Annotated in this window: 23 protein-coding genes; 5 read left to right on the top strand and 18 right to left on the bottom strand. The window is 62.9% G+C overall.

All coding sequences use genetic code 11. From position 1 onward, the window contains the following. Positions 1–95 precede the first annotated feature (95 nt). On the top strand, positions 96–644 hold the full coding sequence (locus tag LAN37_07560; protein MBZ5647065.1) for an acyltransferase: 549 nt from the start codon (positions 96–98) through the stop codon (positions 642–644). 26 nt (positions 645–670) lie between these two features. Here the strand turns inward: LAN37_07560 and LAN37_07555 are convergent, their stop codons facing one another. The 18 genes from LAN37_07555 to LAN37_07470 are packed head-to-tail and all read right to left on the bottom strand — an operon-like array spanning position 671 to position 21,796. Further along, complete coding sequence (locus tag LAN37_07555) at positions 671–1,807, bottom strand: glycosyltransferase (GenBank protein MBZ5647064.1); 1,137 nt, start codon at positions 1,805–1,807, stop codon at positions 671–673. Next, positions 1,804–2,949, bottom strand: coding sequence for a UDP-N-acetylglucosamine 2-epimerase (non-hydrolyzing) (wecB, locus tag LAN37_07550; GenBank protein MBZ5647063.1), 1,146 nt, complete (start codon positions 2,947–2,949; stop codon positions 1,804–1,806). Before wecB ends, LAN37_07555 begins: the two co-directional genes overlap by 4 nt. Further along, on the bottom strand, positions 2,946–4,172 hold the full coding sequence (locus tag LAN37_07545) for a glycosyltransferase (GenBank protein ID MBZ5647062.1): 1,227 nt from the start codon (positions 4,170–4,172) through the stop codon (positions 2,946–2,948). The genes wecB and LAN37_07545 overlap by 4 nt, the downstream gene beginning before the upstream one ends. Then, positions 4,172–5,401 (bottom strand): glycosyltransferase family 4 protein, encoded by a 1,230-nt coding sequence (locus LAN37_07540; protein ID MBZ5647061.1) that lies wholly within the window; start codon positions 5,399–5,401, stop codon positions 4,172–4,174. The genes LAN37_07545 and LAN37_07540 overlap by 1 nt, the downstream gene beginning before the upstream one ends. A gap of 32 nt (positions 5,402–5,433) precedes the next feature. Beyond that, the gene (locus LAN37_07535; GenBank protein ID MBZ5647060.1) at positions 5,434–6,441 is read right to left on the bottom strand and encodes a hypothetical protein; all 1,008 of its coding nucleotides are present in this window, start codon (positions 6,439–6,441) and stop codon (positions 5,434–5,436) included. After that, positions 6,438–7,505: a class I SAM-dependent methyltransferase gene (locus tag LAN37_07530; protein ID MBZ5647059.1), complete on the bottom strand. Its 1,068-nt coding sequence runs from the start codon at positions 7,503–7,505 to the stop codon at positions 6,438–6,440. The genes LAN37_07535 and LAN37_07530 overlap by 4 nt, the downstream gene beginning before the upstream one ends. A 1-nt stretch (position 7,506) precedes the next feature. Next, on the bottom strand, positions 7,507–8,676 hold the full coding sequence (gene pelF / locus LAN37_07525; GenBank protein ID MBZ5647058.1) for a GT4 family glycosyltransferase PelF: 1,170 nt from the start codon (positions 8,674–8,676) through the stop codon (positions 7,507–7,509). Between the two features lie 31 nt (positions 8,677–8,707). Next, positions 8,708–9,889 carry an ATP-grasp domain-containing protein gene (locus tag LAN37_07520; GenBank protein MBZ5647057.1) on the bottom strand — a complete coding sequence of 394 codons (1,182 nt, stop codon included), beginning with the start codon at positions 9,887–9,889 and terminating at the stop codon, positions 8,708–8,710. A gap of 8 nt (positions 9,890–9,897) precedes the next feature. Beyond that, a complete protein-coding gene (locus LAN37_07515; GenBank protein ID MBZ5647056.1) occupies positions 9,898–10,890 on the bottom strand; it encodes a polysaccharide deacetylase family protein in 993 nt (330 codons plus the stop codon). A gap of 27 nt (positions 10,891–10,917) precedes the next feature. After that, on the bottom strand, positions 10,918–12,405 hold the full coding sequence (locus LAN37_07510) for an oligosaccharide flippase family protein (GenBank protein MBZ5647055.1): 1,488 nt from the start codon (positions 12,403–12,405) through the stop codon (positions 10,918–10,920). Continuing rightward, the gene (locus tag LAN37_07505) at positions 12,378–13,616 is read right to left on the bottom strand and encodes a DegT/DnrJ/EryC1/StrS family aminotransferase (GenBank protein MBZ5647054.1); all 1,239 of its coding nucleotides are present in this window, start codon (positions 13,614–13,616) and stop codon (positions 12,378–12,380) included. Before LAN37_07505 ends, LAN37_07510 begins: the two co-directional genes overlap by 28 nt. Before the next feature lie 24 nt (positions 13,617–13,640). Then, positions 13,641–15,014, bottom strand: a complete 1,374-nt coding sequence (locus LAN37_07500; GenBank protein MBZ5647053.1) for a TIGR03013 family PEP-CTERM/XrtA system glycosyltransferase — start codon at positions 15,012–15,014, stop codon at positions 13,641–13,643. A gap of 12 nt (positions 15,015–15,026) precedes the next feature. Next, positions 15,027–15,998 (bottom strand): CpsD/CapB family tyrosine-protein kinase, encoded by a 972-nt coding sequence (locus LAN37_07495; GenBank protein MBZ5647052.1) that lies wholly within the window; start codon positions 15,996–15,998, stop codon positions 15,027–15,029. Beyond that, entirely contained in the window at positions 15,982–16,935 is a 954-nt protein-coding gene (locus LAN37_07490) for an AAA family ATPase (GenBank protein MBZ5647051.1), read from the bottom strand. The genes LAN37_07495 and LAN37_07490 overlap by 17 nt, the downstream gene beginning before the upstream one ends. Positions 16,936–16,938: 3 nt before the next feature. Continuing rightward, the gene (locus tag LAN37_07485; protein MBZ5647050.1) at positions 16,939–18,501 is read right to left on the bottom strand and encodes a lipopolysaccharide biosynthesis protein; all 1,563 of its coding nucleotides are present in this window, start codon (positions 18,499–18,501) and stop codon (positions 16,939–16,941) included. Between the two features lie 56 nt (positions 18,502–18,557). Further along, complete coding sequence (locus tag LAN37_07480) at positions 18,558–20,162, bottom strand: hypothetical protein (protein MBZ5647049.1); 1,605 nt, start codon at positions 20,160–20,162, stop codon at positions 18,558–18,560. A gap of 11 nt (positions 20,163–20,173) precedes the next feature. After that, positions 20,174–20,803, bottom strand: coding sequence for a polysaccharide biosynthesis/export family protein (locus tag LAN37_07475; protein MBZ5647048.1), 630 nt, complete (start codon positions 20,801–20,803; stop codon positions 20,174–20,176). 27 nt (positions 20,804–20,830) lie between these two features. Next, the gene (locus tag LAN37_07470; GenBank protein ID MBZ5647047.1) at positions 20,831–21,796 is read right to left on the bottom strand and encodes a sigma 54-interacting transcriptional regulator; all 966 of its coding nucleotides are present in this window, start codon (positions 21,794–21,796) and stop codon (positions 20,831–20,833) included. A 95-nt stretch (positions 21,797–21,891) separates the two neighbouring features. On the opposite strand from LAN37_07470, the gene LAN37_07465 reads away from it, so the two are divergent. From LAN37_07465 to LAN37_07450, 4 genes are all read left to right on the top strand, one after another. Continuing rightward, positions 21,892–22,194, top strand: a complete 303-nt coding sequence (locus tag LAN37_07465) for a hypothetical protein (GenBank protein MBZ5647046.1) — start codon at positions 21,892–21,894, stop codon at positions 22,192–22,194. 119 nt (positions 22,195–22,313) lie between these two features. Beyond that, on the top strand, positions 22,314–23,219 hold the full coding sequence (gene xrt / locus LAN37_07460) for an exosortase (protein ID MBZ5647045.1): 906 nt from the start codon (positions 22,314–22,316) through the stop codon (positions 23,217–23,219). Beyond that, positions 23,216–23,869 carry an EpsI family protein gene (locus LAN37_07455; GenBank protein MBZ5647044.1) on the top strand — a complete coding sequence of 218 codons (654 nt, stop codon included), beginning with the start codon at positions 23,216–23,218 and terminating at the stop codon, positions 23,867–23,869. The genes xrt and LAN37_07455 overlap by 4 nt, the downstream gene beginning before the upstream one ends. Before the next feature lie 279 nt (positions 23,870–24,148). Continuing rightward, on the top strand, positions 24,149–24,832 hold the full coding sequence (locus LAN37_07450; protein MBZ5647043.1) for a PEP-CTERM sorting domain-containing protein: 684 nt from the start codon (positions 24,149–24,151) through the stop codon (positions 24,830–24,832). Positions 24,833–24,960: the final 128 nt, after the last annotated feature.

Raw genomic sequence — 24,960 nt, 5'->3', positions numbered from 1 at the left:
TGTTGCGCTGGATCTTGAAGACGTTTTCGCCCATCAAGCGCCGCATCGAGCAGGCGCGGGTGGAACGCCGTTGGGAGTACCTGCGCGCCCGCGGCATGCATATCGGCAGATCGGTTCTGCTGCCTGCTTCCACCTTCATTGACGTCAGCCACTGCTACCTGATCAGTATCGGGGACAACTGCGGCTTCGGGGAGGGGTGCACGATACTGGCGCACGACGCGCAGATGGACGAGTTTCTTGACGCCGCGCGCATCGGCAAGGTCGTGATCCATGACTCGTGCCATATCGGCACGGGCGCGGTCATTCTGGCTGGGGTTGAGATCGGCCCGCGCACCATCGTGGGCGCTCACTCGGTTGTCTCTAAGTCTCTCCCACCCGATACCGTATGTGCGGGCAACCCGGCGCAGGTCATCTGCTCGCTGGAGCAGTACCTCGAAAAGCACCGCCAGCGGATGGCAACGCGTCCGACCTTCGACTACGGGACGTACGACATCCGTTCCCTGACGCCGGAGCGCCGCAAAGAACTGCTCGAGGCCCTGGCCGACGGCGACGCGTACATCATCGGCGGCCGGACCGCGGAGTTGGCCGGCGGCGGTGGCACACCGCGCACCGCGGCGGAAGCGGCCCCCGGATCGAAGCAGTAGCCCGCTGTCTCACAGGACCACAAGGCTCACGGTCGTCGGGTCGGCGTCCAGGTGACGTACTTATCGCCCGAAAAGAAGCGGACCCAGGCAACGAGCGCTGCGACATTGCCCAACAGGAAGAATCGCGCGATCTTCAATGGCTTGAACCGCGCTATTCCTTCATACACGAAGGCAAGTATTGCGGCCGCATAGAAGGCGAGCTGCAGGTAGAGGATCACTCGATAGAAAGGCTGATTTCTGAGCGCGACATTCGCACTGAGCAGGCTGATCAGTGCGAAGGGAACGATCCAGCGGCATAGCTTGTGACTGAAAAGCTGCCAAGCGAACAGGCCGTACGTCAGCGGGCTCAGCAGGTGCAGATGGCTGAATAGTACGTCGAGGCCGTGTACGATGGTGCGCACTTTTCGTTGAAATTCGGCGCTTTGGTCGAGGCTCACGCCGTACCAAGCAAGGCAGTTCGGGTCCACGACCGAGCGCTTCCCGGCCTGGGCCACGTGGAGTGCAACGAAGAAGTCGCTGGAAAGCTCTCCGTGCCACACCTCGCACGCTTCTCGGCGCGCGGCGAAGAAGGAGCCGCTTGCGCTCACGAGAGACCAGATGTTTCCTTCCATGCGGCGCAGCCACATCTCGAAATCGACGTAGGAGCCTTCCGCCACCTTCGTCTCGGGCGATGCGAGCACGCGGTCCTCGCTGCTCACGCATCCCACCGCGGGATCCGCGAAATTGCAGACCATGTTCACGAGTGCCTTGGAGTCGAGCTGGATCGCCGCGTCGGTGAACACCAGGATCTCGCCCGTCGCCTGCTCGTACGCCGCGCGCTGGGCGTAATGTTTTCCGCGGCGTTCGCTCATCGAGATGAACTCCACCCCTTGGTGTGGGCTCGATTCGAAGTATTCCATCGTCTCTCGGTCTTCACCGTCGCTGACCACGATGATCTGCCGTTTCTCGGGTGGATACTCGAGCGCGAGCGTGTTCTGGAGCTTCCTCTCCAGGATCTGCGCCTGTTGATGCACCGGGATAATGACGGAGACCATCGGCCAGATCTGGTCCCGCCGGTGGGGCCGCTGGACGATCCGGCTGAGAAGCCACAGAAGGGAGGGGTATCCAGCGGTGCTGTACGCGACCACGGCCGCGGCGATCCAGAACACGACCACGGCGCTCACCTGTCACCTGCTTGGAGGCCGCTAGCGATCTCCCGGACAATGCGGGGTGCCGCTTTGCCGTCACCGAACGGGCTGGGATTGCGACCGAAGTCGGCGTACGCCCGCGCGTCATCCAACAATCGAGTGACCGCGGCGCAGATCGTTGCCGCATCCGTCCCCACGAGTTGACAGACGCCGGCCTCCACCCCTTCAGGACGCTCGGTTTTCTCGCGCATGACCAGGACGGGCCGCTTCAGCGAAGGCATCTCCTCCTGGATCCCGCCGGAATCGGTCAGCGCGAGGAAGGAGTGGCCCATAAGCCAGACAAACGGCAGGTATTCGAGCGGACGCAACAGGCGGATCCGGGGCACCGAACCCAAGCGCTTCCATACCGGCCCATGGACGTTCGGGTTAGGGTGGACCGGATACACGATCTCGATGTCGTCCCGCGTGGTCGCCAGCTGCTTGAGTGCCTGGCAGATCTGTTCGAGCGGAGCGCCGAAATTCTCCCGCCGGTGCGCCGTCACCAGGACCACCTTCCGCGCGGACTTGAGGAACCCGTCCAGTTCCGGGATCCGGGGCGGCCGGCGCTGCACCAGTCGGTGCGCGTTGAGGAAGGCGTCGACCACGGTGTTGCCGGTCACGAAAATGCGATCGTCGGCTATGCCCTCCGCCAGCAGGTTGCGGCGGGCCCACTCGGTGGGTGCGAAGTGGAACCGGGTGACGTGCGTGGTGAGGCGGCGATTGATCTCCTCGGGGAATGGCGCGAATGGGTCGTTGGTGCGCAACCCGGCCTCGACGTGCGCGACCGGGATGCGCTGGTAGAACGCCGCCAGGCTCGCCGTGAACGCGGTCGTGGTGTCGCCCTGGACCAGTACGATGTCGGGCCGCACTTCCTTGAGGACCCTGGAGACGCGCGTCAGTAGCCGCGAGGTCAGCGACTCCAGCGTCTGGTTGCGCGACATGATATTGAGGTCGTAGTGCACCGGCACTTTGTAGATCTGCACCACCTGGTCGAGCAGCTCGCGATGCTGCGCGGTTGCGCAGACGAAGAGGTCGAATTCCCGCTTGTGCTGCCGGAGTTCGTTGATGACGGGCGCGAGCTTGATGCATTCGGGCCGTGTGCCCATCACGACCAGAGCGCGCTTGCGTGCTAGTTTCATCTCGATCGAGTCCCAGCCGGGGTCGCAGCGGTCGCAGTTGCCGCGGCGGGGCCGCCGACCAGTGCAGAAAGGGTGTCGAGAGCGTGCCGAAAATCGCGCTCCCAGTTGTATTTGTCGAGGATCGCCTGTCGGCCCCGCTGCCCCATTGCGGCACACTCTTCGGGAGAGTTTTTCAGGTCGAGGACGATCCTGGCGACGTCCTCGGGAGTCGCGTTTCTGGGGATGATGCGCCCGCAGCCGACCTCCTCGACGATCCGCCGCGTCGGAGCCATGTCCGTGGCGAGCACCGGGATGCCGACCGCCATGTAGTAGAAGAGCTTGTTCGATACCGTCGTGTCGGTGAACTTGCTCGGATCGTACGCGATCACGCCGACCTCCTTCTCCCTCAACCACAAGCAAACCTCGTCCGCAGGGATAAGGCCGGCAAAATCCACGTGGTCGAGGATACCGAGTTCCGTTGCCAGCGGTTCCAGCTGCCGTCCGCCGGCCACGGCGATGCGCACGTTTGGGTCCTGCCGCAACATGATGGGCAGCGAGCGCATGAGCAGCTCGACCGAGCCGTGCCCCGGAGCGAAGAGACCGACGTAGGCCAGGCTAAAATCCGTTTTCCGGACGTTATACGACTTCACCCCGACATTGATCTCGCTCTCATCGGGCGTGTGGCAGACGACGCTCACCTTTTCCGGCGAGCGCAACCCGACGGGCAGCGCCCCGATGCGCTCCTCGACCACTACCCAGGTGTGGTCCGCCCAGGAAACGCACAAGCTTTCCAGCAAGCCGACCAGATGACCGTTTCGGCTCAGGTAGTGGACCAGTTTCGTCTTCGGCCGCAGGCGAACGACCTCGGCATTGTTCTCCTGCAGGTCGACGACGACCGGGATGCCGAGAGATCTGGCGGCGGCGATGGCGGGGATCGCGAGCCTGATGTTACTCGTGACCAGAACGTGAAGACGCTCCTCGCGGGCCATCTGGCGGATCCACAGGGCCCAGATCGGGCTAAGCGGCGCGGGCGCGCTCAGCAGGCCGTAGAACCCGGAATTCAAGAACCAATCGAAGCGGCGGACCGTTCCGTACTCGAGCTGTTCCTTCGCGAGCTTCTGCCGCGAGTTCCTGCACAGGAACACGGATTCATGTCCGGCCTTGTGCAGCGACTGTGCGAGCTTCCGCGGACGTACTTCTCCGACGTGCGGGTAATCCATGTCGATGACAAACCCGACTCGCATCAGCTTTGTCCCCTCGCACTCTTTGCCCGGCCCGCGGAGCTCGGCTCGCTGAGTGAACGATACAGTTCTGCCAGGCCGGCGGCGTTCTGCTCGGCCGAGTAGTCTTCCCGTACGCGCCGTCGTGCCTTTTCCGTCATGCTCATCCGGAGAGCAGGATCGTGCGCGATGCGGACACACATTCGGGAAATTTCTTCCGGACCGGCGACCGGCAGCAGCACGCCGGAAACGCCGTTCTCGATCACATCGGCCATGCCTCCGACGGCGCTCGCAACCACGGGCAGTCCCAACCACATGGCCTCCAGGAGCACCATCGGCAGTCCTTCGTGATCAGAACAGATGACGAACACGTCGATGGCCCGCAAAACGTCGAAAATGTCGTCTCGGTGACCGAGAAAGTGGATCCGGTCGCGCACGTCTGAAGCTTGGGCGAGCTCGCGCAGGCGGTTCTCCTCGTTGCCATCGCCGGCGATGACGACGTGGGCCGAAGGGAGGTCGCGCACGATCAGCGTGGCGGCTCTCACGAGGCGCTCCAGCCTCTTCACCGGCTCCAGCCGTCCAGCGGAGCCGATCACTACTGCATCCGCAGGCAAACCGAGCCGGAGTTTGGCCTCTCCCGGGCTCAAACTCGACTGCACCCGGGTGCAATCGAGGCCGTTGCGGATGATCACGACCTTTTTCGCAGAAACCGTACGCGCCAGGTGCACGCGCATTTCGTCGCTTACGCTGATGACGCGATCGGTCCGATAGCGGCCGATCATTCCATCCACCGCCTGCAACACCCGGTTCTTCCATCGCTTGATGCCGGTGAACGGCTCGGCAAGCCCATGCTGCGACCGCACCAGGTGCGGGATGCCGCACCGCATCGCGATCGCGAACGACACCGTGTTCGCCTTGTAACCGTGCGAGTGCAGGATGACCGGGTTCGTTTTCCTGACCAGTACAGATCCGTCGCTGACGATCGAGAAGAACCCGTGCGTTGCTTCGTCGATGACCTGCACCGGCACGCCGCAATCGCGCAACTCGCGGGCCAGGCGGCCGTCATGGAACAGGACTGCGCTGATGGAGACGTCCTGCCTTTGGGACAAAAACCGGAGCGCAGTAGCGATCTGCACCTCGGCACCCGCCCAGCGGTCCCCGCTGGCGATATGACAGACCGAGACCCGCTCATCGCTGCCCGGAGGCGCAACAGCGCCCTCCCTTGTCTCTCCGATCTGGCTTGCAGCTACCAATCTCATCTCCCTACGAAGTTCGAACGCATCGGCTAGGACGAGGCCTGCCCGGAACGAGCCAGTATGGCTGTGCACTTCGTCGCATCCGCGGGGAAGGCCGATGATCCGCTGTCAGCTACCAGCGCCTTCAAGACGCGTATCATCTGGCGACCTGCGAGTTCGTTTCGTGTGGCGGCGGCTTCTTGCAGGCGCTGCAGCGCCGCTGCCATTAGCGTCTCCCATGCTTGAACACGTTCCAGCTTGTGCTGCAGGCAGAGATCCTCGAACGCACGATCCACAATCTCTCGGACCGGTGCAACGCCTCCGGCGCACTCATCGACGGAACCCGCCAGTGTAAACAGGTCATACAACGCGGGGGCGGTCGCCTTGAATCCCAGCCAGCCAAGCACGCCGACGCGGCGCCCGTCCCAGACCATGTTACGCAGGCTGAAATTGCCATGCGACCCGACACCGGTGATAGAGATTTCCTCCAAGTCCGGCGGAAAGCTTCTCTCCACGTCCTTCCACTCGCGTTCGGGGTTCCCCAGCGTGGTGGCCGCGTCGTGCAGGATCTGGGCCGGTGCAAGCGCGGGTAACAAGACGCGTCCGGTGGGCAGCGTCTTCTGCAGTTCTACGATCCAATTGACCGCCGCTGTGACCGCCTGCCGAGCCGCTGCGACATCACCGACCTGCAGCTTCTCGCCGACGAAATCGTGCATCGGCTTGCCCCGGAGAGCCGATGTGGTCAGCGCTGCCGTCCCGTTCAGATCGAACAGAGCCAGGGGCGCCGGCACCCCCGACGCGAGGGCGGTCCCCGCTACCCGCTGCCCGACCTGCTGCAACGTCGCGAATTCGTGCTCCAGCAGGTGATTGTCGGCGCGCTCGCGCACGATGGTCACGTGGAACACGGGTGCGGCGGCCCGGGGCTCGAAGACGTACAAGGATACCGTCCCCGGAATTTCCCAGTCGGTCTTCAGGACTCCGAGCTTCCGGGCATCGGGCGTTCTGCCAAGCTGCCCGCGGAGTTCGGTGAACAGACGCTCTCTCAGTAGTTGGATCATGCGGTTCGCCTGGCGACGACAGAGAAGTCCGAAGCAAGGTACTTGAGCAGTCCGAGCGCTCCCAGTATTCCCAGTCCAGCTCCGTACAACGCGCGTTTCCTGTTACGGCGGCCCATCAGCTCGCCGAGCCAATAGCGCAGCGGTAGCGTGTTCTCCAGCGGCGCGATCACGTCCGGATGTTGATAGGACGGCAGGGGCAGGAAAAACTCGGGATCGTTGAAGCCGGCCTCGGCCAGCAGTGTCGTCAGCCCCCGCTGGGAGTACGTGTAATTGCGGAAGGGCCGTCGCCGCGCCAGATACGAAACCACGTTGGCCAGCGGGCGGGGCAGGATCGAAAGGAATGGCACCATGGCGTGTGGCTCCCGCTTGCCAACGAAGTACAGGACGAAATACCGGTTTTCGATGCCGATATAAAGGTATCCGTCAGGCGCCATCACACGACGCAGCTCTCGCAGCACTCGGAGCTGGTGGTCCCGCGGTGAGCCGGTATCCACGCCTGTACCCACCCATTCCAGTACGCCGCTCAGAACCACGGCTGCAAAGGTGCCGTCGCGGAACGGAAGGCCAGTCGCTTCGAGCGGATCGATGTGCGCCAGCGTGATGTTCTTCCGGCCAGCGTCACGCATCCGCACCTGGACGAATTCCAGGTTCTCGCGCGTACCGTCGGCCGCGACCACGTGGCCGAACTGGCGGCACAGCCCGAGCGCGTTTGCGCCCCAACCGGAGCCGAGGTCGAGACAGATCCCGTCTGACGGGGCAGGGATCAGGAAGCGGAAATCGCCGCGGTTCTCGTGCAGCAGGTCGAAGTAGAACTCGCCATCGGGACGTGGCCGAAGGAATTGCTCGAGTGCCGCGTCGATGCCCTTCGTCTCCGCCACATCGACCATGCGGGCTAGTTCGGGGCGGTCGAGATAGCTCCAGTAGAGGTCCCGGGTGGCGAAGTCCACGATCCCGCCGCGATGGAATCGCGCGGCCGAGCCGCAGTTCGCGCACACCAGCGCTTGCGCATCCTGTTTCAGAGCGCCGTGGCACTTAGGACAACAGAAAAGGTCGGTCGTTTGCATGTCAGATGTTTGTCGCCGAACCCGCCCGGCGCTCCTGCAACGAGCTCGGCACCGTCGACGTTTCGCACAAGTTTTCGTAAAAGTTTTCGTACTGCCGGATCATGACATCTATTGAGAACCTGGTCTCAACCGCGGAGCGGGCGCTGGCCACCAGTCGTCGCGCAAGCTCCGGCTGCCGGATCAGGTCGGAGATCGCAGCTGCCAAAGCCTCGGGATCTGCGACCTCCACCAGGATACCGGTCCGCCCGTTATCGACGATCTCCTGGGGCCCGCCGCAGCGCGTGGCTACCACTGGCTTACCCGCAGCCATGGCTTCCAGGATCACCAGCGGGAATCCCTCGCTGGTGGAGGACAGCACGAAGATGTCGAGATCTCGGAGCACCTGTGCGACGTCCTCACGGAAACCGAGGAACGTGAAGTTCTTCTCCAGCCTGAGTTCGTTGATCATCTTGCGCAGCGGGTCGGCGTAGAGCGGCTTCAGCTCGCCCACCGATACGAAATGCGCGTCGGGGAATTTGTCCACGACGAGCCGTGCAGCGCGGACGTAGTGATCGTACCCTTTGCTTCCGCGGAGGTTGGCGACCATGCCCACCAAGGGCGCTCCCCCAGGCAGGTTCAGTTCGCTGCGTAAGCTTCCGCCGCCATGGCCATTGAACCGGGCCAGATCGACGCCATTGTGGATCCGGATGACCTTCTCCTTTTGGACCCCCATGCTTTTGAGCATCTCGCCCACGAAGTCGCAGACCACGATGAACGCATCCGCATTGTGCCGCACCCACCAGAATTTCAGCGCGCCCTTCCAGCGGTTGGTGTCCGCCAGTTCCACGCCGCCGTGATAACACACTGCTGTCTTGCAGCCGGTCACGCGGCCGGCGATGCAGCTATAGAAGTTTTGCCCGGGCAGATGGGAGTGGATCAGGTCCACGCGTTCGCGGCGGACCAGGCTGGCGATCGCGCGCGGTGTCCCAAAGTCGTACCAGCCCTGCGACCGTACCCGGTACGTCGGGATCCCTTTCTCTTCCAGCTTCTTGCCCAGCCAACGATCGGTCGCCAGCAACACCAGGGAACGGAAGCGCGAACTGTCGAGCCGCGCCGCGAGGTTCAGCACCACGTTCTCGGCTCCGCCGGGTCCGCCGGTCTCGATCGTATGCAGGATCGTGTATCGCTTCATCGTATTCCCTGTGCCGGCGATCTGCGCGCCGTCAATTCCAGAAGCTTCGCAGGTATGCCCGGTACTCGAACCAGCCGGGCGCGGGGTCGTCTCCGCGAAACACCTCGTGCTGCACTCCCGAGTCGAAACAGTTCAAAAACTCATAGCACGCACGCACGCGCGAGCGCTGCCCAGGGGGCAAGCTCTCCGGATGCCGCAGCCGTATCAGCAACTGGTCCAAGTCGCCCAACAACCAGCGGCTGCGGACGCCGGGCTGGTACTCGAAATTCGGCGGCACGTCTTCGCCGCTGGCCAGACGATAGAGCATCAACGGGAAATTCATGCCCGCATCGATCGCAAGCTGGAGCGAGCCCCAGAACCTGCCGTTGATCTCCATCAACTTGGCCCGGCCATCCCGCCGGTCCGTCTTGAATTCGACCATGGCGGCGCCTTGCCATCCGATGGTCCGCAAGAGCGCGAGCGAGCGGTCGACCATTTCGCTGTCCAGGGGCAAGCTCTCGCGATAGACGCTGACCCCTCCCCACGGTGGTTTTTCCCGCAGCCGACGATGGCAGAACGCCGCCTTCAGTTCGCCATTCCATATCAGGAGGAACACGCCGCGGGCTTCGCCTTCGATTCTTTCCTGCACCAGCGGGCAGGGGATCTGGGCGTGAATGGCGGCGTGGCGTTCGATCAGTTGTTCCGCGTTGTCGGCATACTCTACCGGTCCCATCACCCAACTGCCGTTTCTCAACACCCGTGAGAAGCGCGGCTTCAGCACCACCGGAAAGCCGACGCGCGATGCAAAATCGCGCAGCGTTGCGGGGTCGGTCGTCATGCACGTCTGGGGCACCTCAAGACCGACCTGTTGCCCCAGCCGCAGGACCGCTGCCTTGTCCTGCGTGATCGCGATCTGCTCCAGTGTCGGGATGGGCACGCTGGCCGCTGCTGCCAGTTCGTCTCGGATCTCGGCCACCAGCCGCATCGTGATGTCCGTCAGCGGTAACAGCACCCGGTAGCGCCCGGAGCGCATCTGCTTTCGCAGGAATTCCTGGAATTCCGGCCCCGCGGATCTCGGTGATGGGTACCGGACTCTCTCGCAGCAGTACCGCGAACTCCCCGCGAGGGAGGATCCTTCCGCCTCTCCCACCGTGACGGGCACGCGAGCGCGTCCCAGGGCGCGCGCTACTGCCAGCGCGCAGCGCTCGTTGCCGTCCGTGATGAAGAGTCCCATCGAGTCCCTCATCGCCATCCTGTCATGGCGAAACGCAGCGCCGCTGGTGAGAACTTGCCATCCGGGCCGGTCACATTGCCCTCGTGCAGCAGGATCCGAGGCATGGTGAACGGATCGGAGCCACAGCGATACCAGCCACGGCGCGTCGTCACCGCGCACGAATAGCCCGCTTTCTCCACCCAGTTACGGACCCTGGTGTTGTGGTCGCCATTGGGATAGGCGAAGCTCGACACTTCGCGGCCCAGGCGACTTCGGATCAGCTCGCGGCTGCCGGACAATTCCTCCTCCACTTTCCCATCTTCTTCATAACTCAACAGCGGATGGTTGAGGGTGTGCGAGCCCAGCTCGATCCCATCTCCCGCCATTTCCTTCAATTCGTTCCACGTCAGCATGCGGTCAACATCCGGCAGAGCGGGTTTCATTGGCAGGACTTCACTCAGGATCGCATCCCGCCGCTCCGCGGGTTTGCGCTTCAGGGATTCGATCACCGGTTCCAAGGGATCGTCTCCCTCACGGCTGAACTGGCCCGCGAAGGCCTGCTCGATCCGGGGCCGCGCGAGCGGATCGCGCCACGCACTGCGCAGCTTCTCGACCCACAGTACCTCGCCGCGGTCTACCAGCCCCGCGGCCACGAACAACGTCGCGGGAAGCCGCATCTGTCGCAGCATCCCAAGCGCGTTCCGGTTGTCGCACCAACCGTCATCGAAAGTGATCGCGCACGCCGGCCGCCCAGAGCCGGGGCGGCAGCCGTCCCACGCCGAACTCAGGGCGACAACGTCGAAGTGCCGCCGCAGATACTCGGTCAAGGCTGCGTACGTCTCCTCGCGCAGGATGATGGCGCTCTGCGAGCACGTGCGCTCGCACTGCGCGTCACTCAACACCCGGTGCAAGCCCAGGATACAGATGTCCTTCCGCTGCCTTGCCCGCAACGCGAACCACAGGGACAGCGCCCCGCTGTAGTGCAGCAGGTTGATCAGCGCGAATTTGAGTTTCCGACGCATTCTGGGTCCCGCTCTGCAGGGCAAAGGTCAAGAGCCGCTTGCGGCTGCCGCCTGCTGCCGCCAGCCCAGCTTCCTGGCCACCGAGCCGCCGATGTCGCGCGCCATCGCGAGTTCGTCCGGGTGGAGCAGTCGCGTGCAGATCCACAAGAAGCTGCCAAGCAGCGCCACCTTCAGCAACAAGCTGAGGACCAGCGGGAGCTTGAGCGCGTCTGCCGCCAGGTACATCGCTACCGCCGAAAACAGGGCAATGGCGCTGCGCGCATACTCGTAAGGGATCTTGTACAGTCGCTGCGCCACGATCAGGCAGGCGAACAGGTTGGTGGCGTACGCCACCAGCGTAGCCACCGCCGCGCCCATCGCCAGGAAGCGCGAGATCAGCAGGTAATTGAGCGCCAGGTCCAGCAGCGCGACCGGCACCGTGACCGCTGCCAGGTGGCGCGTGTCTTTCTGCAGATACATGCCACTGATCACCACGTTCCGGATGGCGTCGAACACGTAGCACAGCGCGATCAACGGCACGATGCGGTAGGCCGACCAGTAGCTCTGCGGCGTAAGGACCTCGATCACTTCCTTGCTGAGCAACGACAGCCCCAGACCAAAGAACACCGACACCAGCAGGATGTACTTTCCCATGCGGGCATAGATATGCTGCGCGTCCTCTCGCTTCGCCAGTTCGAACTGCTGCCACTGCCACACCAGTTGAAAGGGGACGTTGATCACCAGGGGGAGCACCATCGCAAGTTTGTATCCCAGTGCGTAGACGCCCACCTCGCCCAGCGTGCCGAAATGCCGGAGGAAAAACCGATCGGAGTAGACCAGAATGAACGACGCCAGGCTCGTCGGCACCAGCGGCAATCCATAGCGCAGCATTTGTCCCAGCTTTACCCAAACGACGCGCTTCGGCAGGTCCCACATCGCCACGGCGGAAAACCCGATTCCCGCCAGCGCATTGGTGAACAGGTTGGCATACAATGCGCCTTTCACTCCGGCCTTGAATCCCGCCAACGCGATGGCAAGTGCCGCCGCCCCGACGACCGTCCGGCTGACGCTTGCGATGAAGAACGTCCCCGGCCGCTCCTTGGCCCGCCAGTACGAAAGCGGCACCTCGGTCATGTTGGAGAACAGCAGCACGCAGGCCATGATGCGTACCAGCGGAGCGAACGAATCCGCGCCCAGCGTGGCCCGCGCGATCGGCACGGCGAACAGGATGATCAGTCCCGAAACCACCACTGCCAGCGCGGTCATGTAGAGCGCGGCCGTGGCGACCACTTCTTTTTTGTCCCGCTCCGACTCGTACATGGAATAGAAGCGGAAAATAGCGCCGTTGATCCCCATTGCTGCGATGATCGCCGTCGAGTAGAGGATCAGATCGAGGATCTCCAGGGTCCCGTAATCACGCGGCGCAAGATACCGCGTGTAGATCGGGATCATGATGAATCCGAGCGCCTTCGAGATTACGATCCCGACGACGTAGATCCCCGAGTTTCTTAGTAACCGGCGCAGCTCTTCAAGCATTGGGTTCCGTACTCGTCGAGAATCTCGACCATCCTGCTAATGTCGCTTTCCTGCACGAATGCGTGCGTCGGCAAGGTAAGCAACCGGGCAGCCACGCTTTCCGCACGCGCACAATGGGTCCACCCCTCGGCCAGCGAAGGCTGCAGCCCTGGAATGTCACAAATGGCCGTGGGGTATGCGCCCGAAGCGCCGATCCGGGCGTCGCGGAGCTTCTTCCACGCCATATCGCGCCTGCGTCCGTCTTCTGCCAGCAGCGGCAGACGAAGATAGATCGGTCGGGAACCCGGCGCAGGCTCGATGGGGCAGAATGCGCTGTTGCGACCCAGGGCTTCTGCGATCCTGGTCGCGTTGCGCACGCGGGTGGCGTTCAGATCGGCGAGCCCTTCCAGCAGGGAACCGGCGAGCGCCCGCGAGGTCTGCGACAGCCCGGCGATCTCGAATCCCGGATCGAATTCCGTGATGCCCAGCTTCAGAAAAGGGATTGCATTCGGGATCCAGTAGAGCCGCGGCATGAGGAGAGCCGAAGTCACCAGGACCTCCAGGACGATGCGAGCCGAGCACAACGGCCCCGCGCCGTCCACCGCCTCCAGTTCGAGCCGCAGCGCTTCTGCGATCTCGCCGGAATTGCTGACCAGGATGCCGCCGTGCGCCACCGGCAGCGCCTTGCCGCGGCCTAGGCTGTAGAGACCGGCGTCGCCGCGTGTCCCCGCGAACTGGCTATCGCGCGTCGCACCCAGCGCCTGCGCGGCATCGTCGATGAAGAATGCCCCGGCCGTTTTCGCCACTCGCGCGATCCTCTCCGAATCGTTCACGTATCCGAAGAGGTTCGAATCAAGGATCGCCAGCAGGTGCTCGCCAGGCACAGCTTCCAGGCGCGTGAAATCGAAATCCAGGGTCTCGGGATCGATCTCTACGGGAAGAACCTTCAGCCCGGCCCGGACAATGGCCGCTGGAACCGAGAAGCAGGTATAGGCGGGCACGGCAACGATGTCCCGCTGAGGCCGCAGCCGGTGCATCGCCTTGAGCACGGTGCAGAGCGCGGCGCGCCCGGACGACATTCCCCAGACGTAGCGTACGTTGAAGCGGGCGGCGAATGCCTGGAGACCGTCTTCCGAACCCCCGTCACGAAGCACCGCCTCCAGCACCCTCGACCAGGGGACCGGAGCTCCAGCGGGTGCGAGGAACCGCGGCATTATGGCGTGTTTGGGCATGCGCTCATCAAGGAAGCGGCGGATTCACCGGCTCCCCCGTCCCAGCAGCACGATCTTGATGGTCATGAACACGATCAGCAAGTCGAGCATGGGCGCGATATTCTTGATGTAGTAGAGGTCGTAGCGCAGCTTTTCCTTCGATTCTTCCAGTGAAGCGCCGTACTCGTAGGAGACCTGCGCCCAACCCGTGAGTCCCGGCGGGACGATGTGCCGCAGGTTGTAGTAGGGGATCTCCTTGCTCAGCCAATCCACGAATTCCGGCCGCTCCGGGCGTGGTCCGACGAACCCCATCTCTCCCCTCAGCACGTTCCAGAGCTGCGGGATCTCGTCGAGCCGCAGCTTGCGCAGGATTTTGCCGACCGTCGTGATACGGGGGTCGTCGCCCGTGGCCCACTGTGCGCCGTTGGCCTCAGCGTCTTGGAGCATGGTGCGGAATTTCCAGCAGGTGAAGACCTTGCCGTGGAAGCCCACTCTCTTCTGGCCGTAAAAGATCGGTCCCGGCGACGACAACTTGACCGCGAGTGCGACCAACGGGAGCAGCGGCAGGAACACCAGCGAGACGGCGATCCCGGCCACGATCGAGATCAAGCGCTTCACCACCAGGAACGTATGGTTGATGCGGAAGCCGTCGGAGAAGATCAGCCAGCTGGGCTGGAGATCGTCCACCTCGATCTTGCCGGAAACCTTCTCCAGCACCGAGGTCGCGTCTTCGACTTTCACGCCCGAGAGCCGCAGGTCGAGCAATTCCCGCACCGGCATCCGTCCGCGCCGGTCGCCCATGGCAACGATGACCCGATCCACCGGCTGTTTGTGGCGGGCGTTGAGCAGCATCTGGCCAATCTCCTCTCGGCTTAACGAGCCGTTGCCCACGGCTCCCGCCCAGCCCACCACGTCCATGCCCAGCTCCGGCTGGTTGCGTAGCGCTTCGACCAGGCGGTCGGCGCGCTCCCCGCCGCCCATCACGTACACCCGCTCGCGCAGGAACGGCTGGCGCACCAGCCACACGTATCCTGCCCGCCACAACAGGAGAAGCCCGGTCAAGATGAACAGGCCCAGCAGGGAGATCCCGTTCTCCAGCACCAGCTTCGGGAATAGATATTCCGTCCCCGCAAGCAGGAACGAGAGCACGCCCAGCACTACCAGCAGGCGGAAATAAATCTCGCTCTTGGAGGCCAGTCTTTGCGTTTCGTACAGGTCGAAGTAATGGGAACAAAGCAAAGCCACCACGGTGACGCCTGCAATCTTGTAGAGCCCTCCCTCGTAGTTGAGGATCAGCAACGCATCCTGGCGGAAGATCGCAAAGGTCGCGATCACGAACGACAGCATCACGAGCAGAGCTTCGCCCGCGAACAGCACCACCGTCCGCATCGGGTAGTAAACATGGAACAGGCGTACCAACGATTCGTCCCCTTACTTCTTCCCCTTCTCCTGCCGCTTCTTGCGATCTTTTCCGTAGCCACCGTAGTAGTAGTAGTAGCTGCTGTACGACCTCTTGGCCTCGACCTGGTTCAGCACCACCCCCAGCAGCGGCTTGTTGTGGAACTCCAGGCGCGCCTTCTGCGCCATCTCCAGCGGCGTGACCTCCGCCTGCACCACCATGAGCACGCCGTCGCACATCTCGGCCATGACGGCGGCGTCGGAGACGGGCACGATCGGCGGCGAGTCGACGATGACCCAGTCGAACGTCGTGGCCATCTTCTCCAGCAGGACCCTCAGCCGGCCATTGCCGATAAGTTCGGCAGGCTGCTGCGCCGGTGTGCCCCCGGCGATGAAATACAGGTTGTCGAGCGGGCCGCGCTGGATGACCTCGAACTCGGTCGCCGCGCCGCGCAGGTACTCGGTGAGCCCGGGCGTGATCGCCGTTCCTAGGTATTCGTGCAGACGCGACCAACGCAGGTCGGCGTCGACCAGAAGCGCCTTGCGCCCGCTTTGCCGGACTATCACCTGCGCCAGATTGGCCGCGACGAACGATTTCCCTTCGCCAGGCAGGGCACTCGAGACCAGCACCGTGCGCAATGTCTGCTTGGCACGCACCTGGTACAGTTTGGAGCGCAAGGTCCGGAATTCCTCCGACCCCACCACCATCTGGTTGTTCTTGCGATCGAAGAAAAGCATCTTGGCCTTGTCGGGCTTCCAGTCCCCCATGCGGCACTTGGCGTGCAGGTCGTCGGACGAGAGCTGTCCGAACCCCGTCATCTCCGCCAGCGCCGTCTGCACGGCGGCCGGCAGTACGGCGGGGACGGTTTCGCGGGCCAGATCATCCACGGGCGCGGCCAGCGACTCAATGGGCGCCTCGATCGACGGCGCCTGCGCGGCCCCCGCTCCTCCCGCCTGGGCCCGATCCTGTTCTGCCTTCTTCAATGCTTCATGAATTCGGCTCATACGTTCCTTTCCTGGGTACGGCTGCCGCCTGGGCCTGTACTTCCCGCAAGCGTTCTGCCGCTTCATGCAGGCTCTGCACGGCTTCCTTCAGGCCCAGGTCCTCACCCCCAGGCGCCGTCGGATCCACAACATCCAACTCGAATTCCTTGGCGACCTCTTCCACCCGGTCGCCCTTGATCTGTTTCTGCTGGTCCACGAACGCGCTGATCAGCGTGTGCTCGCAGAGCAGGTTGATGACGCGCGGGATTCCCCGCGAGTACCTCTGGATCGTGTCCACGGCGTCGGGCGTGAAGATCACGTGGCCGTTCGAGCCCGCGATCTTCAGCCGCTGCGCGACGTATTGCGATGTCTCTTCATCCGTGAGCGGGTGCGTCTTGCAGCGCAACGTGATGCGCTGGCGCAGCTGCCGCAGCTCCGGGCGGCGCAGTTTCATCTCCAGCTCGGGCTGGCCGCACAGCACGATCTGCAGGAGTTTCTCCGACGTCGTCTCCAGATTGGTCAGCAGACGGATCTCCTCTAGCACCTGGGGCGAAAGGTTTTGCGCTTCGTCCACCACAAGCACCGCCGTTTCCCCGACTCGGTAGCGCTCCAGCAGCCAGTGGTTCAGCTTGAGCAGTACCTGGCTCTTGAGCTGAGACTCGCAGGGGATGCCGAAGTCCGCCATCATGAAGTCGAAGAACTGGGTCACGTTCAGGCGCGGGTTGAAGATGAACGCCGTCGAGACCCGCTGCCGGTGCAGCCAGTCCAGCAGCTTGTTCAGCAGCGTCGTCTTGCCCGTCCCGACTTCGCCCGTCAGCAGCACGAACCCCTTGCGGCTCTGGATGCCGTAGGTCAGGCAGGCCAGGGCCTCGTGCGTGGCCCGCGTCAGGTACAGGTAACGCGGGTCGGGATTCACGTTGAACGGGTTGGCCCGCAGGCCAAAAAAGTTCTTGTACATGTCCTAGGCCTCGACTCCGTGCTCCACCTGGACGTCGCTCTTGGCCGCGGCGGCGGCCACCTCAGCCTCTGTCTCTTTCTTCTTCTTTCGCTGCCACCAGTGGCGCCTGTCGCCGTTGACCGGGATGTTCTGGCCTACCGTAGGCACCTGCGCCAGCGTTGGCAGCTCGAGGTAGAACTCGATGTCCTGCTCGCTGCGCAGCGACTTGTCGCGCAGCTCCATCAGGAAGGCCAGCCCCAGCCCCAGGCCCAATCCCGCGATCGCGCCTCCCGAGGTGAACATCACCCGGTCCGGGAAGCTTGGTTTTTCCGGCAGGTTTGCCGGGTCCATGACGCGGAAGTTCTCGCCCTGTTGCCGGCGCTCCATGTCGCCCGTCATCTCCGACTGCGTCTTCTTTGCCAGCAGTTCGTTGTAGAAGCCGAGTGCAGTCTGGTAGTCGCGCATCAGGCTCTTGGCTTCTTCTTCGATCATCGGTGCCGACGACACCTTGGCTTGGTACTCGGAGATTTGCTTCTGCAGTCGCAGTTGCTGCTGCTTGCGTCCGGCGATCTCCTGGTCCAGCGCATGCAGCGTCGTCCGAAGCTGCGCGACGTTCTGAGGCTCGAGCCGATTGGATTTCTTCGGCTTGGCATCGGTCTTGGGCGCATCGTCTGTGGCGTCGAGCTTCTTCTTGAGCTCGTCCACAGTCTGGCGCGCCTTGATGACATCCGGATGATCAGTCGTGTAGTGCGTCTCAAGGAGGTTGAGGTTCGCCTGGGCAGCCGCAAGCTGTTGCTGCAGGGTCACCGGCCCTCCGGCGGCATCGCCGGTCGCTTCCCACGCTGCCATCTGCTGCGACAGCAGGGTCTCGGCGTAGGTCCGGTCCTGCTGCGCACGATTGAGCGCCTGGGTGGTTGCGTCCAGCTGAGTGTTGAGCGACATCAAAATGCCCATGTTGCTCCCCTCTTGTCCCGGCAGCCGGCCCAGATTCTTCCCCTTAAAGACCGCCAGCTTTGAGTCCAGGTCGTCAAGCTTGCGTTTAGCGTCCTCCAGTTGTTTTGCCAGGAACTCGGTCGTCCCTTGCGCGCTCTGCTCCCGCGCTTTGAGGTTCTCCGACATGAACATCGAAGTGATTTCCGCGCAGACCTGCTGGGCTAGGCGTGGGTTGTCGACCGTGAACGAGATGTAGAAGCCGGGAAGACCCTGTCCTCCACGGGCGTTCTGGAAATCAGCCTTGACCGCTGCCACCGCGATGCTCCTCCGCATCCGCTCGACCAGCTCCTCCATCGGCATCTTGTTGACGTCCTCTTTGTAGAGGCCGAAGCGCTCGATGATCGGCTGCAGCCGGGTGCGGCTCAGGATCTGTTCCTGCATCGTCGCCAGCCGCTCTCCCAGGTCTTCATTGCCCATCGCGTTGACGTACTTCTCGGGCACCTTCTGCTGTTCGATCAGCACCAGCGTGCGCGAGGTGTAGCGGTTGGGAAGCAGGAAGGTGACACCCAGGGCCAGCAGCGGCGCCACCAGAACCGGCACGATGATCCACCACACACGCCGCCGCAGCATCGCCAGGTAATCTTCGACGCTCATTTCACGATGTCCGAACATTTTCTAGCTCCCCGTCCGTTCTCTTTTAGACGATCTCATTAGAACCATCCCGTCATCGGGCGGCCCTGCCAGTTGAATCCGAGGCCCACCATGTGCCGCGCATAAGAATCGCCGCACCCAAGACAGATTGGGAAATTCGACGTCTGGTGCTGTAAGTTGTAGTTGAGGAACACGCTGCATTCGCGGGTGAGAATGCGGCTGATCTGGACGCTTACGAACTGCGAGTTGAACGTTGCTTGCGCTGCCCCCACCCCGGAAAGTGAGGTATTCCGTGCGATGCCGAAGTTCACGCCGGTATTCCACTGGCGTCCGATCATCCGGCCGGTACCCACGTTCCATTGCCAAGTATCCGCGCCGTAGAGCACGCCCGACCCACCGCTGGTGTAATGCGTTAAAGACGAAGACCAGTGCATCCGGCCGACCTGGTACGTGAGCCCGGAGCGGATGGAATACGACACAGCGGTGGCCGATCCCAACTTCGGATCGTCGTAGGGTCGGATCTCCGCTCCCCCGCCCAGTTGCAGCGCCAGCTTGCCCACCACGCGCCGCCCATAAGACAGACTGATGCTGTGGGTGACGACGCTCTGGTTGCTCCCGCCGAAGCCGTAGAGGGAAGCCGCGTAGCTGACTCCGATCGTGCCGGTTCCACCGACCTTGCGGTCGAAGCCGGCGCCGAAGTTCAGGTTGTCATCGTTGGTGAGTCCGCCGCCTTGGTCCCGGAGGATGCCCCAGGTCGCGGAAAAGTGCATGGACGACTTCGGGCTCATTTTGTAGTTGGCCGAGCCCACAACGGTGTTGCTGATTCGGCTGCCGCCCACCGTGAGGATGGATTGGTTGGGCAAATATCCGGTACCCAGGCCGCTCCCGCCGCCCAGGAACTGCGTCCCGTAGAAACCGAATGCCGAGTCGGGCAGGTAGCTGGCGGCGTCTGTGAGGGACATGCTCCAATGGTTGCGAGTAAGATTCAGGCCTAGAGAAAAATCCTGGTACGCAGAATTCAGTTCGGAGTGGCTGGAGTACAGGTTGCCGCCCGCTGTGTAGTTGAAGTTCAATCCGGCGCGTGCCCACGAGTGCAGCACAACGACCGTGGCCGACATGTTGCCGCTCGCCTCGGTTCCCGCCCCAGGGATGCCGCTCGTAGCATTAACCGACGTGGAGAAGCGGAAGCTCGGCGTCACGGAGCTGCGCCCGCTCCAATCGCGGGGTGTACCGAGCGTCAGTTCCTGCGGACTGTTCAACGGCGTCATGTCCGGCAGCATGGGCGCTGCCCCGGGCGCCGGCTCCGTGGTCTGCGCCGCCGGCTCAGCGGGGCCGATGGGCTGCATCGGCTGGTCCAGCCGCGGATCGGGCATGTTGCCGGACGCCGTGCCTGGTGCGGCTGGCTGCTGACCCGGCTGAGCACCCGGTTGCTGGCCCGGCTGGACACCAGGCTGCTGACCAGGCTGCGTACTGGGCTGCTGACCGCCTTGCGGCTGGCCGGATTGCGTCGAGGGCTGCTGCCCGGCTTGCCCCGACGGCGCCTGTGTCGACTGCGAGTCTTGCGCCTGCTGCGCGGGATACCACACCACCGGCTGCTCCGCCGTCGCAATGCAGCCGGCCGACAGGACCAGCAGCGCCATCCAGATTGTCTTTGTCTTCGTCATAGCTCACCCACCTACGGGACGACGATGGTGTCACCTGGTTTTAGCCGGATGTTCAGTTCCGGCGCGCTCCCGCTGATCAGCGCCTTGTAGTTGATTGGCATCTTGGTCTGCTTGCCGTTTTCGGTGCGCAGCATGTAGATCTTCTTGATCTTGGCGAAAGGCGAGAACCCGCCGGCGCTGGAAAACGCCTGCATCAGGGTCATGTTGGGCAGCATGGGAAATGCCCCTGCCCGTCCTACCTCGCCCATGATGAAGATGCGCCGGCTGTTCATCTGCGCCACCGTCACCGTCACCCGCGGGTCGGTCACGTACTGCTTGAGCTTCTCGCCGATGTCGGCAGCGAGCTTCAAGGGCGTACAGCCGGCGGCCTGCAGATCGTTCAGAAGCGCCAACGAGATCTTTCCATCGGGGCGGACCGCGACTTGTCCCGACAGCTCCGGTTCTTTCCAAACGTTGATATGCAGCACGTCTTCCGGGCCGATGACATACTCCTCGGATGCCGGCTCCGGCGCTGGCGCGGGCTTCTGCTCTGTGACCTCCGCCTCTTTCTGGCCCGCTTTCTTCTGCTCCTTTTCCTGGGCGACCACCGCAAAGCTCAACAGCAGCATGGTCATGAATGCAAGCGCGATCCTCTTGTTCATCTCCATCTCCTCGTTTGCGATTCTTTTCTATCCAGCCGAATCCACTCCGATCTGTTTCAACTTGTACAGCAGCGCCTTGTAGCTGATCTGGAGCTCCTGGGCGGCCCGCTTGCGGTTCCACCGGGTACGCGACAGCACCTTCAGGATCAGCTCCCGTTCCGCCTGGCGTGAGGCGGCGCGCGCCGCCTCCTTCAGCGACATCCCTTCCAACTCGATTCCAGGGCTCGGCTCGTGCGCCTTCGTCCCGCGCAGATCGGCCAGCGCCACCCGCTCGTCCCCCAGCGCCACTACTTTCTGCATGGCGTGCTCGAGTTCGCGGATGTTTCCCGGCCAGGTGTGCTCCAGCAGGATGTGCAGCGTCTGGGGCGTCAGGTCGGGTTTACGGCGGCTGAACAGCGCGGCGTACTTGGTCAGGAAGTGTTCCGCCAGCGCAGGAATGTCTTCCTTCCGCTGGCGCAGCAGGGGAAGTCGCAGGCAGACGCCGCTCAGCCGGAAGTAGAGATCTTCGCGGAACCGTCCCCCACGCATCTCCTTTTCCAGGTTGCGCTGCGTGGCCGAGATGATGCGTGCTCCCAGGCACTGCTCGCCCTCGTCCAGATCTCCATCGGGCAGCGCGTACACCAGCTTCGACTGCAGCGCCGCGTCCAATTCGCCGATCTCGTCCAGGAAGAGGGTGGTTTCGTGCACGCTGGGTGTGCTGCCGTTGGAGAACGGGCCGTTCAGGAAGTCGCCCGACAGCGCCGCGCAATTCATCTTCACGAAGGGCTGGTTGCGGCGTCGCGAGAGTTGGTGGATGCGATAGGCGATTGCACCCTTGCCCGTCCCACTCTCTCCGATCACGAGCACTGGCATGTCGGTGGCGGCGATGTCTGCCATGGTCCGCTCCAGCGCCCGCATCGCCGGGGTCGTGCTGGGCACGAAATGATGGTCTCCGTTGGAGGGCAGGGAAGCCGTGCGGTTTCCGCCCATCGGATCCGGAGCCTTCGATTCCATTCATCCTCCCGGTTCTACTGCCTGGAAGTCCGTAGAGCGCAGCACACCGAACTGTTCTCAGTGCACGGCGCGTTCCACGCCCCTGCGAAAGACCCGTGGATTCCCAGGAAGGTGCCTGTTTTCAGCAACTTCGACAGAGAATGCGAGTCGGCAAAACGGCCGACGGTACCGGAGAAATCTCCGAAAAAGTGGAAATGTTTTTCCCTTTTTCCCCGAACTTGGAGGCCACGACGGAACGTGCAATTGTGCCAAAGTACCTGAAAAATAAGAAGCTTACAAGAGTAACCGAACAGGGAAGGCCGCTCCAAGGTAAAGTGGAAAAAGTTTTCCCTCCGGAACTCTTTTCCCCCTCCTGCCACGCCGCCGGAAGAGCTGACAAGATTCGCCAATCCTCTTGAGTTCTCTGGGCTTAGTCATCTCGGCAGATTTTGGGCGAAAGCGGTTACAGGGGTGATCACGGGTGGAATTGCGATTGCAACAGTAGGCAAGTCGCATTAATCTCAGCCACCGAGGACCAATGAACCAAGCTGGGGAAGGTGTAGCCGCACGTCCTGCGGAGCAGGCGACCACGCGTTCACAAGCACGACCGCTGTGGATCATCCTTGCGGGGGCCATGCTCGCTCTGGTGGCCGTCTTATATCACGGCATCCTTGCCACCTTGGCTCTCGACTGGTGGAACGACCCAAACTTCTCCCACGGCTTTTTCGTCCCCGCATTCTCGCTGTTCGTGCTCTGGCAGGAACGTGCGCAGCTGGCGAAGCTCGAACCCCGGCCGTCGTGGTGGGGCAGCTTCTTCGTCGCTGGGGCGCTGGCCATGCTGATCGTCGGATCGCTCGGCGCCGAGTTCTTCCTGTCGCGCACCTCGTTCATCGTGCTGTTGGGCGGATTGGTGATCCAATTCTTCGGCTGGCAGGTGTTTCGCGCCATCTTGTTTCCCTGGGCAGTGCTCTTCCTGATGGTTCCCATCCCCGCCATCATCTTCAACCAGATCACGTTCCCCCTGCAGTTATTCGCCTCGCGGCTGGCGACCGTCCTGCTCACGCTGCTCGGCGTGCCCGTTCTGCGCGAAGGTAACGTCATCCAACTTCCGATCATGTCCCTGGAAGTGGCCGAGGCTTGCAGCGGGATCCGTTCTTTGGTGTCGCTGACCACCCTGGCCGTCATCTACGGCTACTTCATCGAGACGCGCACGTCGCGCCGCGTCTGGATGGCTGTTTTCGCGGTTCCCATAGCCGTGGCGGCCAATGCCATGCGGGTCATGGGCACGGGCTTGGTGGCGCAATACTGGGATCCCAGCAAGGCTGAAGGCTTCTTCCACGAGTTCTCTGGTTGGTTCATCTTCATCCTCTCTCTGGGCATGCTGTTGCTGGTGCATCGTGCGATGCGATTGTTCGACCGCGCAGCAAGAGTGAGTTCGCAATGAGACTGACTCCCTCTGCCGTGCTTAGGTTCGCTGTGCCGGCGGCCCTGCTGCTGGCTGCGGCGCTGTTCCTCCACGCCCGCAGTCGTCCGGAACCCCAGGCTGCGCATCTTCCGATCCGTGACTTTCCCCGCGAACTTGGCGGCTGGTCGAGCAAGGACATAGAGATCGCGCCCGAGGTGCGCGAGATCCTCGGCCCGGGCGACTTTCTCTCCCGCATCTACATGCGCCCCGACCAGCCCTATGTCGATCTCTTCGTGGCGTACTTCCCCACCCAGCGCACAGGAAATTCCATTCACTCTCCGAAGAACTGTCTGCCTGGGTCCGGGTGGGCGCCGACCGAATCCAGCCAGCTCCAGATCACGGGCCCGGGCGGAGCGCCGGTCACCGTAAATCGCTACATCATCTCCAAGGGACTGGATAGGGAACTGGTCCTGTACTGGTATCAGGCGCACGCTCGCGTCGTGGCCAGCGAGTACTGGGCGAAATATTTTCTGGTTGCCGACTCGATCAGGATGAATCGCAGTGATGGCTCCCTCGTGCGCGTCATCACCCCCATCGCGCCCCACGACAGCCCCGAATCGGCACAGCAACGGGCGGTGGAATTTGCCCAGTCAGCCCTCGGCCAGCTCGACAGCTTCATCCCGCGCTAGTTTGGAAAATATGCAAAGCTTTGCACATGGACGGCAAAGGATGTTCTCTGACTGGAGACAGCGCAGGTGGAAATTCGCTGGGGAAAGGATTTACACACGCAACTTATTGAAAACAAGGACCTAAAATGAGGCACTTACGCACTCGGGGCGGCCACTGTGGCCCCTTGATTGCTCATCACACTGGTGGCTGATGCTGTCAGTGCGCCCAGAGTGCAGCCTACGCCACCCCTCCCTGGCGCGGTTGACTTGGGCAATGGGCTGGGGTTCGGAGGGTTTCAAATGCGTAAGATCGGCGTTTTGCTGGCGATCCTCGTGGCTGCCGGAGCTTTCAACGCCCCGGCGTTCGCGAGCACCATTGGGCCCAGCTGTGGCAGCTGTAACGGCGCTTCCTACACACTCAGTTACAGCTACGTGAGCCAGGGTGGGAGCACGGATGTCGTGAATGTCACCCTCAGCATAAACACCAGCACCATGACCGCCGCCACCTTGGGCATGACCCCCGTGCAGTTCGCCAGTGCCGGGCCTATTCACCTCGACAATGTCGCAATAAAGATCAACAGCTCAATCCTGAGCTCGACGCTGATCCAGGCTCCGGTGGGCAACTGGAGTTTGATGCCGGGAGGCCTCAACGCGGGTGGATGCTCGGGATCCGGGGCCGGTTGGTCATGCGCGCTCTCCGCGACCGTAGGTGGGGCGCCGGTGATTGGAAGCGGTACGCCTCTAGTCTGGGTTTTCCATTTAACGATTCCGCACGGCTCTCTCGCGACTGCTCTCAACGGGGCCAGCATCAAGGCGCGCTACGTCGACAAACACGGGAATAAGGTCGGGTCGCTGCTCTCCGAGAACATCACTGACAGCCAGCACCTGCCCCCGCCCCAGGTCCCCGAACCCGGCACCATGGTGCTGTTCGGCAGCGGATTGCTCGGCCTGGCGACCGTTGTTCGAGGTCGGCTGCGACTGTAGACGGGTGCGCGGTTCTCCGGGGTGAGCCCCAACCTTGGTTGGGGCTTTTCGTTTGTCCACCGGAATCACAGGGCTCCCGAACCCCGCGGATCGCCGGACGGTGGTATCGTGAGTTTCTCCTCCCGCTT

The sequence above is a fragment of the Terriglobia bacterium genome (genome assembly GCA_020073495.1).
Lineage (GTDB): Bacteria > Acidobacteriota > Terriglobia > Terriglobales > Acidobacteriaceae > JAIQFD01.
The sequence above is the reverse complement of the archived record's forward strand: the minus strand, read 5'-3'. Positions and strand labels throughout refer to the sequence as shown.

Excerpts from the sequence above, each read along its gene's own strand:
- LAN37_07560 (MBZ5647065.1), top strand. The coding sequence starts at position 96 with ATGCATATCGGCAGATCGGTTCTGCTGCCTGCTTCCACCTTCATTGAC.
- wecB (MBZ5647063.1), bottom strand. The coding sequence starts at position 2,949 with ATGAAACTAGCACGCAAGCGCGCTCTGGTCGTGATGGGCACACGGCCC.
- LAN37_07545 (MBZ5647062.1), bottom strand. The coding sequence starts at position 4,172 with ATGCGAGTCGGGTTTGTCATCGACATGGATTACCCGCACGTCGGAGAA.
- LAN37_07535 (MBZ5647060.1), bottom strand. The coding sequence starts at position 6,441 with ATGATCCAACTACTGAGAGAGCGTCTGTTCACCGAACTCCGCGGGCAG.
- LAN37_07530 (MBZ5647059.1), bottom strand. The coding sequence starts at position 7,505 with ATGCAAACGACCGACCTTTTCTGTTGTCCTAAGTGCCACGGCGCTCTG.
- pelF (MBZ5647058.1), bottom strand. The coding sequence starts at position 8,676 with ATGAAGCGATACACGATCCTGCATACGATCGAGACCGGCGGACCCGGC.
- LAN37_07520 (MBZ5647057.1), bottom strand. The coding sequence starts at position 9,889 with ATGGGACTCTTCATCACGGACGGCAACGAGCGCTGCGCGCTGGCAGTA.
- LAN37_07515 (MBZ5647056.1), bottom strand. The coding sequence starts at position 10,890 with ATGCGTCGGAAACTCAAATTCGCGCTGATCAACCTGCTGCACTACAGC.
- LAN37_07510 (MBZ5647055.1), bottom strand. The coding sequence starts at position 12,405 with ATGCTTGAAGAGCTGCGCCGGTTACTAAGAAACTCGGGGATCTACGTC.
- LAN37_07505 (MBZ5647054.1), bottom strand. The coding sequence starts at position 13,616 with ATGCCCAAACACGCCATAATGCCGCGGTTCCTCGCACCCGCTGGAGCT.
- LAN37_07495 (MBZ5647052.1), bottom strand. The coding sequence starts at position 15,998 with ATGAGCCGAATTCATGAAGCATTGAAGAAGGCAGAACAGGATCGGGCC.
- LAN37_07490 (MBZ5647051.1), bottom strand. The coding sequence starts at position 16,935 with ATGTACAAGAACTTTTTTGGCCTGCGGGCCAACCCGTTCAACGTGAAT.
- LAN37_07485 (MBZ5647050.1), bottom strand. The coding sequence starts at position 18,501 with ATGAGCGTCGAAGATTACCTGGCGATGCTGCGGCGGCGTGTGTGGTGG.
- LAN37_07480 (MBZ5647049.1), bottom strand. The coding sequence starts at position 20,162 with ATGACGAAGACAAAGACAATCTGGATGGCGCTGCTGGTCCTGTCGGCC.
- LAN37_07475 (MBZ5647048.1), bottom strand. The coding sequence starts at position 20,803 with ATGAACAAGAGGATCGCGCTTGCATTCATGACCATGCTGCTGTTGAGC.
- LAN37_07470 (MBZ5647047.1), bottom strand. The coding sequence starts at position 21,796 with ATGGAATCGAAGGCTCCGGATCCGATGGGCGGAAACCGCACGGCTTCC.
- xrt (MBZ5647045.1), top strand. The coding sequence starts at position 22,314 with ATGAACCAAGCTGGGGAAGGTGTAGCCGCACGTCCTGCGGAGCAGGCG.
- LAN37_07455 (MBZ5647044.1), top strand. The coding sequence starts at position 23,216 with ATGAGACTGACTCCCTCTGCCGTGCTTAGGTTCGCTGTGCCGGCGGCC.
- LAN37_07450 (MBZ5647043.1), top strand. The coding sequence starts at position 24,149 with ATGCGTAAGATCGGCGTTTTGCTGGCGATCCTCGTGGCTGCCGGAGCT.